The following is a 13,319-nucleotide window of genomic DNA, read 5'->3' on the forward strand; positions in this document are numbered from 1 at the left end:
AAACACCTCCAAATGTAAATGAATTATTTACTACTTGAAGGTGTTTTATTCAGTCTCATATTATTAGGTCTCTCTAATATATAGGATTGCGTTTTTGTTTATTCCTCTTCAGTTCCTTGTTCTTCCGTCTCTTCAAGTTGATCGGCATTACGGACCTCTTCTTCTGTGGATGAGTCAAAGTATCCGTCTTTTTCGTATTGCTTCTTCAACTCGAAGTATTTGTCCATTGCACGTTTGGCGATGGTTTTGTTTACGTAAGGATCTTTGTTCTGGTGTGAATATGGTAACACAACTGAAAAGGCTACTTCAGGGTTGTTGTAAGGCGCGTAGCCGATTAGAGTGGTGTTGAATGTTTCATATTGTCTTTTTTCTTCAGGGCTATAATAGAAAGCTTCTGCCGTTCCTGATTTTGCTGCAGCATCATAAGGTGCACTTCTAAAGTTATTGGCAGTACCATTACTTCCATGAGCGACTTGATAAAATCCTCTCTGTACCTGCTGTATTTCTCTTTCTGTTGCATCAATACGATTTAAAACTTGGGATTCGTTTTCATATAGGAGAGGTCCAACTTTATCTCTCTCTTGGCTGGGTTCACGAATTTCTTTCATGATATGTGGCTTCATGCGATAGCCTCCATTAGCAATGGTGGAAGCATACTGGACAAGTTGCATCGGTGTGTATAAATCATATTGCCCAATGGCAAAATCCATTAACATACCTGGTTTCCGTTCGTTCCCTTTAAGCCCTTCTACTTCTCCTGGTAGATCTATTCCTGTTTTTACTCCTAAGCCAAACTGACTATAGTAATTTCTCATAGTATCAAAGGCATCAGTGTTAATGTCCAAAGGTTGATTAGGACGATAAGTTCCATCTGCAATTTTTATTGCTGTTTTAAACATATAGACGTTAGACGAAATTTCAAGAGCTTGTATATCGCTAAGATACCTCGATCCATTAAACCAAGATTTTTTTACTGGTGTATCCTTTATCCGAATCGGTTCATCATAAAGCACATCCCCTACATTCAAAGCCCCAGTCATATACCCCGTCAATACAGTAGCTCCCTTAACCGCAGACCCCACTCCATACTCAGAAGTGAATGTACCTAAAGCATAATCCTGCATCTCCGTCTTTCCATCTGCATTCTTTCCATATTTCTTTCCGACCATGGAAAGGATTTCACCTGTGTGTGGATCCATCATGACAACAAATGCCCGATCCAGGAATGGAGATTCCCAATATTGGGATGCCTGTTTGCTCAGCTCTTCTTCTACAATCTTTTCGATTTCTTTTTGTAGCTGAAGGTCGATGGTCAATACGACATCCTTCCCACTGTGACCTTCGCTGACGAGCTGTGTATCAAGGACGCTTCCATTTTTCGTGATGTATTCGATTTCTTCCTTTTGTCCTTTTAGGACGTTTTCATACTGTGATTCGAAATAACTGGTTCCAACACGGTCGTTAAGAGCATATCCTTGAGCTTTGAATTCATTGACAAGCTCACTTGGGAGCCCCTGTTGTGAGGTCGAGACTCTTCCGAGAATCGTTCTCAACGTACTATCATTCACATATTTTCTTTCCCAGTCCGTGGTAACGTTAACACCTGGCAACTCTGACAGACGTTCACTGACTCTTGCCATTTCTTCCATGGAAACATCTTTGTTTTTGATGATTTGAGGAGTAAGGGCATAACCAGTATTAAATTCGCGGAAAATCGCCAGAACTTCCTCTTCTTTTTTATTAAAAGATTTGATGTTCTCTTCGGTTATCCTCTCAAGCTGCATTTCATAAACCTTTTTGTTCACATCATCTTTTGTAAGATCTTCATCATCTTCAAGTTTCTTCAATTCATCTTCTGACACCAGATTCTCTGCTTTTTCTGGATGACTCAATAACCAGAAATCTTTTCGATCTCGATCTGTAATTTTGTCTGGTTCCATCTCTATTAACTCAGCCAATTGTCTTGCTACTTTCAACATATCCTCTGGCTTTGTCGTTTGTGTTCTGGTGTAAGTGATTGCATTTAAAGGTACGTTGTCCACGATTACATTTCGATAACGATCATAGACTTTTCCTCTTGGTGGTGTTCCATTATGTGATTTCACATTTTCGGTTCTCGCCACTTCCGCTTCATAATGGTTTCCCTGCACGATTTGTACAATCCCAAGACGAAGAATCAGAAGTGAAAAGAGAAAAAAGACCGTAATAAACAGTAAATTCATTCTCAAAGGCACATGGGTTTTTTTCTTTTTCTTCTTTTCCTTCAATTGAATGACCCCTTCACAAGCTAGTATTTTACCAAAATATGATAATGTTCTAGTCCTATTTTATAGAAATTCAGACTATATTTCTACCTCTTTATGGTATAAATTCCAATTAGTATACTCATCTGGGGTATGATTCATTATCTGGGGAAAAGTGTTTGGCGGTTGAACGTTGGAAAAAAACCATAACGCTTATGAATAACGCGAAATATGTCGAAGAAGGATTATAGACAGGAGGGCTTCTTTTCTTTTAGAATATAGTCGTAGAAAAGGTGTAGAAAAGTGAAACCAAAGCTCTCCTTATTGCGTAGAATTGGTAACTAGATGAATGAGAGGTTGAATGGCTGTTATGTTTAGTAAACTGATGTGCAGGTTCGGTATTGGTGCAACAAAGATTGATTTGGTATTGAACAAAAAAGAGTTCTGCCCGGGAGACGTCATTAAAGGGGAATATGAACTTACAGGCGGACGAGTGGAGCAGAAATTAAAAAGGATCGAGACCGACCTTTTACAATACGATCAGAATAGTGACCGCTCATCTGTTCTTCATCACAATACTATATTAAGCTCATCAACGATGAAAGCAAACGAACAACGCACCATTCACTTTTCGTGCAGACTTTCAGATTCATTTCCACCGAGTAGTGACAATGTTTCTTATAAGTTTGTCACCCGACTGGTCTTCGACGATGGTGTAAATAGTGTCGATCATGATGAGTTTAAGATAGTAGTATAATGACAGAATTGAAATGAGCCCTTCTTCTTGAAGGGCTTTTATAGTTTACTTCTTTCCTAAAGAAAATCCTTCGAACAAACGTCCTCCGTGTGGTTCCAATACAGAGTCCACCAACCTTACAATGAGTTGTTTGTTCCCATTTTGATAAAAGTGGTCGAAAGCTTCTACATATTCTTCTGCAAAGCTTTCATCATATTCTTTCAATGCCCGTATAATCCATTTCGAGGCACCAATCCAATGACCTTGGGTTCTGAGTACAAACTCATGAAGGGATTCCCCAATGGAGCCCGCGATAAAGATGTTTTCTCCTCTCTCCTCTGATCCAATAAAATCATCCAAAGCATCAGTCAGGAAATATCTCTTCATATCAATCGTTTGACTGTTCCATTTTGGAGGTCCGTCCCTCAAAAGAATATTTGCTTCTTCTTTGAGGCGTGAAATGAAGGGATGATCGATGATGGGGATTCCTTCTGATACCATCCTTGGCAATGAAGGTCGGGCTCTATGGCAGTCTTTTTGGAAATAGTCCCGAATCGTTTCACTCGTGTGGACGAAGGCTTCAATCGGCCATCCATGTAAGTTGAAAGATTCCCGGTATTCTGAACGGAGGGTTCCGTCAATGATGACAATATCTAAATCGGATGTACTTGTTTCCTCTCCCCTGACCACACTGCCACCGAGAAGTGCTGCCTGACATGTTGGAAAGGTCTCTAATACAAATTTCTTGGCTGCTTCAATTGCAGGCAGTCTTTTCATTTTTATCCCACTTTCATTATTAATTCTTTCAAATCTAAGAGACAGTTTAACGTATAATCCGGTTGTTCCTGGGGACACTCATAACCAAATTTGTTGATCCATATCGTATCTAAACTTAAAGATTTTGCCCCTACTATATCGGTGAAATAATTGTCTCCAATAAATAGCGTGCGATCCTGACTACTCTCAAACACATTCAGGGTGTGTTGGAAAATTTCAGTATCAGGTTTCGAAAAGCCTACCATCTCTGAGATTATGACAGAGTTTTCTGGAAAGGTAGGGGATAGTCCTAGTCGATGAACCTTTTCATAAGCGTTAAATACGGTACCGTTCGTCACGATCCCTAACTTGAAACTTTCACTTAATTCCGACAAAAATTCATTCATTTCCTGCTGAGGTTGGATACGATCAAGATAAGAGCATTGAAAGGTTTTTACGATGGCGAGTGAGACTTCCTTCTCTACAGTAATGTTGAATTCCTTAAGGGTGTTCTCTAGTCTTTTCAAAGAAAAATCATGGTAATTTAATAACTTGGAAGAAAACCTGCCCCATAGTAGATGATTATGCTTTAAAAAGGTTTTATAAAATACATTTGGAGCAATTGCCTTCAGTTTAGGAAATTGCTGAAGTGTATCCCATACGCCCCTTTCATATGCTTCCGAGTGACTGAACAAAGTATCATCCAAATCAAATAAAAGTACATCATAGTGTTCGAGTGTTAGAGGTTTCATATTAATATACTTCCTTTTTTATTTGGTAATGAAGAAAAATCAGGACATCCAAAGTAAACTCAAGAATACACTTCCTACTCCTACTCCATCAATAATTAATCCCTTTCCGTTCCATCCCCTGAAGAAATATTCACTTCTCTTAAAGGGATTCTGTAAAGTCTTTTTTTTCCTTACTTCTCCCGATGCTGTACCCAATAACAATACCGATAATAAGAATGAATAAATAATCCGTTTCAAATCCATTGGTGAAAAAGCCGGTGATCCCCCATCCTAAAAGTGCACCTACAATAACGAAAAAAAGCGATTTCATATGTATGCGCCTTCCTTTCTAATAGAATCCAATCATTGTGAGCAGCCCCACTCCAATTACGGTTGTCAACCCACCTGTTACAATTGCAATGAACAATATTCGTTTTTGTTTGGTTTCATACCAGATACTACATGCAACAATGATGGTGAGGATTATTCCAAAGAACACTGCAGCGTATGGGTTGGAAGGTGCTAATAAGTCATTCCAATTTAACCAGCTCATTTTGTCATCTCCTTAAATACTAATTTCATTACCTTCACTAACAGCTGTCTTCGATTAGAGCAAATAGCTAAATTCCGGCGAATAACTCCCATGATTTTTGTGGCTCCTTTTTATCATGGAAGTTCATAGAGATCCGATTGTCCGTGCATTATAAGGTGAAACAGAAACAGGCGGTATGTCATTTCCGTTTATGTGTACTGTTATACATTTTTAGAAACTGGGTTGTGGGATCTTTCTTTTATGTTCTGCACTCCTTGCTTTTCTAAAAGTGATAGGATTCTATCCAAGTGTTTCTGATTTCTGACCACTACAAACTGTGGTTGAATCCATTTGTTTTTCACCTTCACCTCTAATTTGTAGGCTTGATTGATTTTGTCATCCAGGCCATACAGCTCGTGCCACTTAATAATCTTTTCTACTTCATATCCTTTAACCCTGCTCCATGGAACATAATAGCCATTCAGTATTAGGCCTTCAGCTAACAAATAAAAATTTCCACGGTGTTTAATGGAACTGATCAGAATGAAAAAGAGATAAACAACGCTAAAAATAGATTGATGAAACATATCGGTGAAGTATACAACCGCTAATAAAGCAGTTAACAGGCTAATGATTCCTACCGTCCCCCATTTCACCCACTGATAAGATTTTGTTTCCTTTGTTAAAGGCTGCATCACCTTGAATTCATTTGGAATCACAATGCTATACATATCTACTTCATTTGTTGGATACAGGGCATTGACTGCTTTTTCAGCGGAATATTTAAGGTTTAATCGAAACCGTATGAGATACACGATTCCGATGATGAAGATAATCATGAAGAATAAGTTGATCCACATAATGAAGTCCCCCTTTGAAATGAAAGTTGGAAGAGTAAGGATGCGTAATTTAATTTCTTCCTTTCCTGTTTTACGATCATATATAGAATATAGTTTCATTTTTTCAATAATCTTGAATTCGCTCTTTTAGGAATAGACATTGCTTCAAAGAATTTATTAATCAGACCACTAATAGTTACTATTTTCCATTATACCCAAAAACGACCATGATTTGGAATTTAATTAACTCTGATTATATAGTCACCATCTTACAGAATGAAAATATCCTAGTAATATTTACTATATGTTGATTTTATGGGATTACCGGGATGGTGGTAACAACTACCTGTTTCAAAATTAACAGAATTATATTTCAATAGAACTATGAAAACTTTAAAACTTTTATCTATCTTATTGTTGTCTGTCACTTTTGTCATTGGTTTTGGTCAAGCTTCTAATGTTTCCGCAGCAGGTACGTATACTGTGAGTTATGGAGACACAATGTGGAAGATTGCCGTAAAGCATCAGGTGGGTGTATCAGAGTTGATATCGGCGAACCCGAATGTCAGCAACCCGAATATGATTTATCCTGGACAAACCCTTAACATACCAGGAGCAAATCACACTGCTGAAAGTTATACATACGAAGTGGTGAAGCTGGTAAACCAGGAACGATCAAAAGTTGGTTTACCTCCACTGAAGGAAAATTGGGAATTATCACGTGTGGCACGTTATAAGTCGGAAGACATGATTGCGAAGAACTATTTCAGCCACACATCCCCAACATACGGCTCTCCTTTCCAAATGATGAAGGATTTCGGAATTTCCTATCAAGCAGCAGGTGAAAACATTGCCGCAGGGCAAAGGACACCTGCTGAAGTAGTTGAAGCATGGATGAACAGCGAAGGACACAGAAAAAATATCCTATCCCCAACATATACAGAAATCGGAATAGGCTATGTGAAGGGTGGATCGTACGGTCATTATTGGACGCAAATGTTTATAAAGAGATAAAGCAAGGAGACCCTCGATAGTTATGGAGGGTCTCTCTTTTTTTACACCTTTGGAGCAGAGTATTACGTGTATTAATCTCAGGTAAGATTAATAGATTTCCTGAACGACTTCTAAAATAACCGTGAAACGTTTGTCCCCTAATGGAATAACATTTTGAATGTAAACATTTTGAGATCCGGTTTCAGCACTTTTTGTATCAATAAGATGTTGTAAGGTTGCTGATAATGAATCAGAAACCTCAATATCGATAAAAAACTGTTCTTTCATTCTTTTTCCTCCCCTATTCTTCCTACTGTATGTATGTTCTCATACGAATTTATAAAGAAAATAGTTTCATTTTTACGGAAAATAAAAAAAGAGCCAACCGAAGTTGACTCTTTCTTTCCATTAGAAAGTTTGTGCTGAATCCTTAGCTCTTGCAATGGCATTTGCTTTGATTTCTGCAGCTTTGTCAGGCATAGCTGCATGACCTTCTACGAATAAGCCTTCGAACGAAGGAACTCCGTAGAATTGCATCATGACGTCAAGATAGCGGTGACCCATTTCCATTGCTGCAGCAGGGCCTTCAGAGTAAATACCTCCGCGAGCTTGAATATGAAGAGCTTTTTTGTCTGTTAAAAGCCCAACAGGACCCTGTTCTGTATATTTAAATGCCTTCCCTGCAACGGATACAGAATCAATATATGCCTTCATTACTGGAGGGAAGGAGAAGTTCCAGAATGGAGTAACAAAGATATATTTATCAGCTTCAACAAATTGATCTGATAATTCACCAAGTCGGCCTACTTTTGCTTGTTCTTCTTGTGAAAGCTCTTCAAATCCTTGCCCAGATTGTAATTTTCCCCAGCCGCTGAATACATCAGCGTCAATTTGTGGAATGTTTTCTTTGTATAAGTCTACATTCACAACTTCGTGAGTTGGATTTGCCACTTTATATGTGTCAATAAATGCTTTTCCTACTGCCATGCTATAGGAGTGTGTATCATCATGCGGATGTGCTGTAATGTATAAAACCTTTGTCATGTTGAATCGTCCCTTTCTGATTGTGAATTTCATCATCCAGTTCAATGAAATTAACTTGATTACCTCGAACTGAAATAGTTTTAATTCGAGATTAATATTATAAGATATTTTCTTTAATATCAAATATAAAGCTTCAACGTAAATAAAATAAGGAATTAGTCATAGAAATTAGACTAATTCCTCCTTATTATCCTAATTAAGGATTGGGATATGTTTTTTGAAGAAAGTTCACAGATTGATTAATCAATTGTTTCAAAACATCTTGGTCGACATCTGCTACTTTGTTTATGTACACACATGCTTTTCCTGTTGTGTGCTTACCGAATACCTTCAATACCTTTTCCCTCTCTGGATCCCCTGGGGCAAAATATAGACTTATTTTCGCTTTCCTCGGTGAAAATCCGACTAACGGAGCATCCCCTTCGTGTCCTGTTTTATATTTGTAATGATAAGAACCGAACCCAATAATGCTTGGTCCCCACATTTTGGCTTCAAACCCCGTTGTCTCTGTGAAAAGATCCAGCAATTTATATGCATCCTCGCGTTTTTTTTCGTTCTGTACTGCTTCGATAAATTCAATCACACTGCTGTCATTTTGTCTTGTTTTCAATTCATACATTCGACTGCCCCTTTCTGGTTCTCACATTTTATTCTACCCACATAGTTCTCTATTTTCCAGCTCGATTCCTGTATTCAGCGTTAAGTTAAGAATTTAATATCTACGGGATTGGCTAATCGAAAATGAGTTTATTGGGTATTACATGATTTATCGCCCGTAAAACACCAAATAATTGAAACCAAATCAATATAAAATCGTAAATATACTATCCATAAACTGAGTGGAGGAACGTGCATGGGAATCCTGATTGGGATTCAACTAATTGTTATAATTCTTTTTTCATTATTAGGTTGGGCGATCCGATCCCAAAAAAATTATTGGCTGATTTCGGGCTTTGTGACGCGGAGTATGACAGAACAAGAAGAGTTGATTAAAAATGGCTACCCCAAAAAGACCGGATCTTTATTGATTTATACTGGGATCGGAATGCTTATTCTTCTTCCCCTTGCTTTCACCTCTTTTCCATTTGTAATAGAAGTTCAATTTGGTTTTATGCTTATCTTTTTAATGGGGGGGTTTGTATATCTATCCAAATTTGAGGTTTCAGGCAAAAGGAAGAGAAGTTTCTGGATTAGTTCTACTTTGTTTGTGGTTGTTTTAGGATTTGTGAGTGTCCTCACTTATCTCGGGTATGAAAAATATGATTTGATCGTTAAGGATGAGGAATTTGAGGTCACTGGTTTGTATGGAGAAGTGTGGCAGCTTGAGGAGATTGAAACGGTTGAGTTAATGGAAGATATGCCAGAAGTCACCTGGAAAATCAACGGATTCGGTCTTTCCACCATGTCTAAAGGACAATTCAAAGTGAAAGGTTATGGGAAAAGCTTGTTGTTTATACACAAGGAAGCTCCTTATATTTATATAAGGGTGAATGATCAACACATCTTTTTGAATGGTGAAAACCCTGGAGAAACCAAGAAGTGGTATGACGATTTGAGTAAAAACATCGACGAGGTAACAGGACATAAAATCCCGTCACTTCACCCCGAAACCCAAATTCATTGACAACCCTCCCCCCATCGTTTATGATAGTCTCATAATTTAATATTCTCCTAAAGGGGAGTAGCTGTAACAATAAAGTCGTCATTACAGAGTGTATCACTCTCGGCTTTATTGACAACCATGTTGTTAGCGAGACCTTTACCAGTTGGTGAAGGTTTATATATGTCTAAAAAGACCTTTACCAATTCCGGTAAAGGTCTTTTTCTATATCACTTCATTTTGAAAGGAAGTTATCGGTAATGAAAAAATTAAAAACGAACCTCTCTCAACTAATAGAACAAAACAAAAATGAAATATTAAACGATAAAAATGAGATGAACAAAATTGAAGAAAAAATAGATAATAAATATTCTTCAACAAAAAAGGAGAATGGCTAATGATTTTACGTAAATATATGTCTCTCTTTGGTATAGGCTCTGCGAAGATTGATCTTGTTTTACCTAAAAATACGTTCAAGCAAGGAGAACTTTTACAAGGTTACTTCTTTTTAGAAGGAGGCATTATCGAACAAAAGCTGAGGCGGGTGGAATGTGACCTGGTGATGCTTGATAATAATGGCAAGGAAGAAAAAATCATTGATTCAACTACCGTTTTAAAATCTGATAGCATTAAGGCTGAAGAACGAAACAAATTATCCTTCACCTACCGGATTCCTAAATCTCTGCCATACTCCGAAGAAAACGGGGTTCGCTACCTCTTTAAAACGAAGCTGACGTTCGATCAAGGAGTAGAAAGCCTGGATGAGGATTACATTACAATCGATTGAAGCAAGGCTCCATAGTAAGGAGCCTTCTTCCATATGTAATTATTTATTCTTGATTTCTTCGAGAAGCTTGATAATTCTCTCATTTTGCTCAATCATGGTTTGATTTTGCTTTCTGAATTTGGTGAAATCAAATGAAAAGATTAATAGAAAAATGGCTAAAATGATAACCAATCCATGACCTCCCTTTCCTATCTTCTTTGTTTATAGTAAACGATCTCCGGGTCCCCCGGGTCCAGGTTTTCAATCTTTCCACTTTCAGAATAGCCGTTTCCTTGAAAAGTTTTATGCATTAGCTCGTTTGATCGATTAGTGGACAAGAATATTTTATTTGACGGCGAAATTTCTTCAACATGTTTCAATAGTAAAGAGGCATTGCCCTTCCTTCTTTCCTCTGGTGAAACAATGATGAGAGAGATGAAAGTGTTTCCGAAAAAGTGGTTGTTAAATATAAGAAACCCGGCAGTAGTTTCTCCTTCTCTAACGACTAAACATCTTTTTTCTACTATTGCCTCCTGGATTTGTTCATACCTGCTTTCGTTTCCAATCACTTGACAATCTATTTGTATAAGTGATTCCAAATCGTCTATTTGTGCATATCCTACGATTCTCATAGGGCTCCTACTTTCTTTTCTTTAAAAATATGGAATGGAATACGATGATCAGGATTAGTACAACCATTCCAAGAATTAGTATTCCTGTATTTCCTATTGAAAAATAACTGTCATTATAACTGTATTTTTCACTTGAGGCAGTCAAGTTGTATCTTCTCCTTATCATAGAAAAAGACACCGGGGTGTCCTTTGTTCGAACTTAAAGAGTCTTTGACATCAAGACATTGGTCACTTCGAACCCTGTATTCTGGTACAAGGAAAGAGCCACTTTGTTATGACCAAAAACATGCAGCGATATTTTTGATATTTCTTTTTCCCTCGCATATGAGTCCAAGGACTTTAAGGCTTCTTTTCCATACCCCCTCCCTCTTTTGCTTTCATGAATCTTAATATCATAAATGAATGCTTCTTTACCGTCCTCTTGTACATTAATCCATAAAGTCCCTACTTCTTCCTGGTTTTCACCATCAATTAAAGTAAATAAATAATGCTCCTTTGACTTCAGTCCATCCGGCAGTAATTGATTAAATTCTTTTTCGGCTTGCTCTAATGAAGTTTCCTTTTGGAAGTTACCGGCTTTCGTCTTTTCCTCAGCGTACTCTTTAATGGATTCTTGAATCCAAAGAGTATATTCATGGTCTTTCATTGCTTGTAATAGAATCATAGAATGAGTGCCTCCTCGTTTTTTCTATATCCAGCGGTTCCTGATTTCCCTCACTACAATCTCAGGACGGTCCCAATGCAGTAGATGAGTGGTTTCGGGAATCGACTTTACTTCCCCCCTGGTTTGTTCCTTGAAAAGAGCCGCAGTCTTATTACGGCTTTCCTCCATGCTATGGGGAAGGGTTGCTTTTAATAATAGAATCGAACAGTCCAGCTTGTGATAAATATCCTCTGCTTCATCCTTGTGCATGGCCCTTATGACGTGACTGGCAGTACTACCACGTGCATGCCAATAATATCGGTTATCTTTATAAAGACAAAGATCCTTCGCAGCTTCCATCTTTATGGGGTTCCAGTTTAATGTTTCACTTTTGACGAGGGCCAGGAAGTCTTCCCATGATTCCCAAACCTGTTCAAAGTCTTTGTTATAAAAATCAACTTCCTCTTCTACGCTTTGCTCCGAATGACGTTTCCACTGGTAGCCTCCATCAATTAATATGCTATCGCGTACCCTTTTGGGGTATTTTGAAGCGTAGTAAAGAGCGACAAAGCTCCCCCATGAATGAGATAAGAAGTAAAAAGAATCTAATTCAAGAAGAACAGTTACTTCATTTATCCAATCAGCCATCTTATCCATCTCATAGTCTTTTTCATTTTCAAAAGGAGGGGTTTTACCATGGCCAGGTGCATCAATTGAAATGATCCTGTAATGCTCCTTTAATTCCTCAGCGACTTCTATAAAACTGAGACTGGTACTCCCAAGTCCATGCAGGCAAAATATCACGGAATCTGAAGAGGCCCCCCATTCTGTAATATGAATGTCCAAATTTCGGTGCTGAATAAAATAGCGCTTCAACGGTGTTCATCTCCTATGTATTACATTTGTTGTCACGAGCAAAAAAACAGAAGGAAGCAAGTTATTCGCCTCCTCCACCACCTCCACAATCCCCACCGCCAAATCCGGTGTCACAGCTGCTTGCTGAATCATGGCCACCATCATAAGGACCATAATAGCCCCCATCCCCACTTCTTTCGACTCTTTTTGATGAATGGGAAAGATTTAAAGCAATCATTGTGAAGACGATTGGGATTAGTATAATGAATAATATTCCTGTCATGTTCATCACCTCTTGATATAGTATACGGTTATGAATCAAACATGGTTTCAGATTATTTAGAATTGATTTGGGGTGAACTTTGAATGTACAAATGGGAACAGCGTTTATCCAGCTCAGATAGAAAAAGCTCCTTGTCCCGAGGTGAAATCTTAACACTCCCCCAAAACCCGGTTCGGTAATAGATTTCAAGGGCATCCCTGGAAGACAGGATTCTGTATCCAGAGTAAATATCCCGGGTAGCTCTCACTCTGGTAAGATCACCATAGAAAATTCGGCTCCTGAACGGACCTCCTTTAATATATAGGTAATCTTCGCATAACTCATATTGCTGAAAGAATCCTGTCCATATAATGAAGCCTGCTGAAAAAGCATATAAGCTTACAACGACAATGATATCCATTATGGATGGGCGACCTATAAAAATAAGAGGAACTAAATATGCAATAGTGATAAGAAGCAATGATATGAAAATCACAGAAATAAAAAATCGATCAATTTTAGAACGAAATTTCATTAAATGTTCATCCCCTTATTTGCTGTTATTTGACTTTCAGCGTGATGACCTGTTAGTTTGGAATGTCCAAATAAGTTCATCCAGGAAACCCAAATAATATACGAATATGCCAGAATACATTCTAAATGCCATGGGATTTAGTAATGAATGTA

20 protein-coding genes are annotated in these 13,319 nt (G+C 38.0%); 5 read left to right on the forward strand and 15 right to left on the reverse strand.

Translation table 11 applies throughout. The features are described 5' to 3' along the window. Positions 1-98 precede the first annotated feature (98 nt). Positions 99-2,222, reverse strand: coding sequence for a peptidoglycan D,D-transpeptidase FtsI family protein (locus RSX31_RS20235; RefSeq protein WP_315635894.1), 2,124 nt, complete (start codon positions 2,220-2,222; stop codon positions 99-101). A 382-nt stretch (positions 2,223-2,604) separates the two neighbouring features. Here RSX31_RS20235 and RSX31_RS20240 point away from each other — a divergent pair, with 382 nt between their 5' ends. Further along, on the forward strand, positions 2,605-3,000 hold the full coding sequence (locus tag RSX31_RS20240) for a sporulation protein (protein WP_315635840.1): 396 nt from the start codon (positions 2,605-2,607) through the stop codon (positions 2,998-3,000). Positions 3,001-3,045: 45 nt separating this feature from the next. Here RSX31_RS20240 and RSX31_RS20245 read toward each other — a convergent pair whose 3' ends face one another. The 5 genes from RSX31_RS20245 to RSX31_RS20265 form a co-directional block, all read right to left on the reverse strand. Next, on the reverse strand, positions 3,046-3,747 hold the full coding sequence (locus tag RSX31_RS20245; RefSeq protein ID WP_315635895.1) for a nucleotidyltransferase domain-containing protein: 702 nt from the start codon (positions 3,745-3,747) through the stop codon (positions 3,046-3,048). An 11-nt stretch (positions 3,748-3,758) separates the two neighbouring features. Further along, positions 3,759-4,487: an HAD family hydrolase gene (locus RSX31_RS20250; protein ID WP_315635841.1), complete on the reverse strand. Its 729-nt coding sequence runs from the start codon at positions 4,485-4,487 to the stop codon at positions 3,759-3,761. A gap of 139 nt (positions 4,488-4,626) precedes the next feature. Further along, the gene (locus tag RSX31_RS20255) at positions 4,627-4,797 is read right to left on the reverse strand and encodes a tRNA U-34 5-methylaminomethyl-2-thiouridine biosynthesis protein (RefSeq protein WP_315635842.1); all 171 of its coding nucleotides are present in this window, start codon (positions 4,795-4,797) and stop codon (positions 4,627-4,629) included. Between the two features lie 18 nt (positions 4,798-4,815). Next, entirely contained in the window at positions 4,816-5,019 is a 204-nt protein-coding gene (locus RSX31_RS20260) for a hypothetical protein (RefSeq protein ID WP_315635843.1), read from the reverse strand. 200 nt (positions 5,020-5,219) lie between these two features. Beyond that, complete coding sequence (locus RSX31_RS20265; RefSeq protein WP_315635844.1) at positions 5,220-5,858, reverse strand: hypothetical protein; 639 nt, start codon at positions 5,856-5,858, stop codon at positions 5,220-5,222. A 363-nt stretch (positions 5,859-6,221) separates the two neighbouring features. On the opposite strand from RSX31_RS20265, the gene safA reads away from it, so the two are divergent. Then, positions 6,222-6,851 carry a SafA/ExsA family spore coat assembly protein gene (gene safA, locus RSX31_RS20270; RefSeq protein WP_315635845.1) on the forward strand — a complete coding sequence of 210 codons (630 nt, stop codon included), beginning with the start codon at positions 6,222-6,224 and terminating at the stop codon, positions 6,849-6,851. An 87-nt stretch (positions 6,852-6,938) separates the two neighbouring features. Here safA and RSX31_RS20275 read toward each other — a convergent pair whose 3' ends face one another. From RSX31_RS20275 to RSX31_RS20285, 3 genes are all read right to left on the reverse strand, one after another. After that, positions 6,939-7,118 (reverse strand): hypothetical protein, encoded by a 180-nt coding sequence (locus RSX31_RS20275; RefSeq protein ID WP_315635846.1) that lies wholly within the window; start codon positions 7,116-7,118, stop codon positions 6,939-6,941. 120 nt (positions 7,119-7,238) lie between these two features. Continuing rightward, complete coding sequence (locus RSX31_RS20280) at positions 7,239-7,874, reverse strand: FMN-dependent NADH-azoreductase (RefSeq protein WP_315635847.1); 636 nt, start codon at positions 7,872-7,874, stop codon at positions 7,239-7,241. A gap of 196 nt (positions 7,875-8,070) precedes the next feature. Then, positions 8,071-8,493 (reverse strand): DUF1801 domain-containing protein, encoded by a 423-nt coding sequence (locus RSX31_RS20285; RefSeq protein WP_282137801.1) that lies wholly within the window; start codon positions 8,491-8,493, stop codon positions 8,071-8,073. 234 nt (positions 8,494-8,727) lie between these two features. Here RSX31_RS20285 and RSX31_RS20290 point away from each other — a divergent pair, with 234 nt between their 5' ends. The 3 genes from RSX31_RS20290 to RSX31_RS20300 all read left to right on the forward strand — a co-directional run bounded on the left by RSX31_RS20290 (position 8,728) and on the right by RSX31_RS20300 (position 10,261). After that, a complete protein-coding gene (locus RSX31_RS20290) occupies positions 8,728-9,498 on the forward strand; it encodes a DUF3784 domain-containing protein (protein ID WP_315635848.1) in 771 nt (256 codons plus the stop codon). Between the two features lie 236 nt (positions 9,499-9,734). Further along, positions 9,735-9,872, forward strand: a complete 138-nt coding sequence (locus tag RSX31_RS20295; protein ID WP_148969031.1) for an FbpB family small basic protein — start codon at positions 9,735-9,737, stop codon at positions 9,870-9,872. Further along, positions 9,872-10,261, forward strand: coding sequence for a sporulation protein (locus RSX31_RS20300; protein ID WP_148969032.1), 390 nt, complete (start codon positions 9,872-9,874; stop codon positions 10,259-10,261). The genes RSX31_RS20295 and RSX31_RS20300 overlap by 1 nt, the downstream gene beginning before the upstream one ends. A gap of 39 nt (positions 10,262-10,300) precedes the next feature. On the opposite strand, the gene RSX31_RS20305 is transcribed toward RSX31_RS20300, so the two are convergent. From RSX31_RS20305 to RSX31_RS20330, 6 genes are all read right to left on the reverse strand, one after another. Next, complete coding sequence (locus RSX31_RS20305; RefSeq protein WP_262371695.1) at positions 10,301-10,432, reverse strand: hypothetical protein; 132 nt, start codon at positions 10,430-10,432, stop codon at positions 10,301-10,303. A gap of 17 nt (positions 10,433-10,449) precedes the next feature. Beyond that, entirely contained in the window at positions 10,450-10,872 is a 423-nt protein-coding gene (locus tag RSX31_RS20310) for a GNAT family N-acetyltransferase (protein WP_315635849.1), read from the reverse strand. A gap of 199 nt (positions 10,873-11,071) precedes the next feature. Further along, a complete protein-coding gene (locus RSX31_RS20315; RefSeq protein ID WP_148993861.1) occupies positions 11,072-11,536 on the reverse strand; it encodes a GNAT family N-acetyltransferase in 465 nt (154 codons plus the stop codon). 24 nt (positions 11,537-11,560) lie between these two features. Then, positions 11,561-12,391: an alpha/beta fold hydrolase gene (locus tag RSX31_RS20320; RefSeq protein WP_315635850.1), complete on the reverse strand. Its 831-nt coding sequence runs from the start codon at positions 12,389-12,391 to the stop codon at positions 11,561-11,563. A 61-nt stretch (positions 12,392-12,452) separates the two neighbouring features. Beyond that, positions 12,453-12,653, reverse strand: coding sequence for a hypothetical protein (locus RSX31_RS20325; RefSeq protein ID WP_148993859.1), 201 nt, complete (start codon positions 12,651-12,653; stop codon positions 12,453-12,455). Between the two features lie 52 nt (positions 12,654-12,705). Next, positions 12,706-13,167, reverse strand: a complete 462-nt coding sequence (locus RSX31_RS20330; RefSeq protein WP_315635851.1) for a PH domain-containing protein — start codon at positions 13,165-13,167, stop codon at positions 12,706-12,708. Positions 13,168-13,319 lie beyond the last annotated feature (152 nt).

The organism is Rossellomorea yichunensis (assembly GCF_032337515.1).
Taxonomy (GTDB): Bacteria; Bacillota; Bacilli; order Bacillales; family Bacillaceae_B; genus Rossellomorea; species Rossellomorea yichunensis.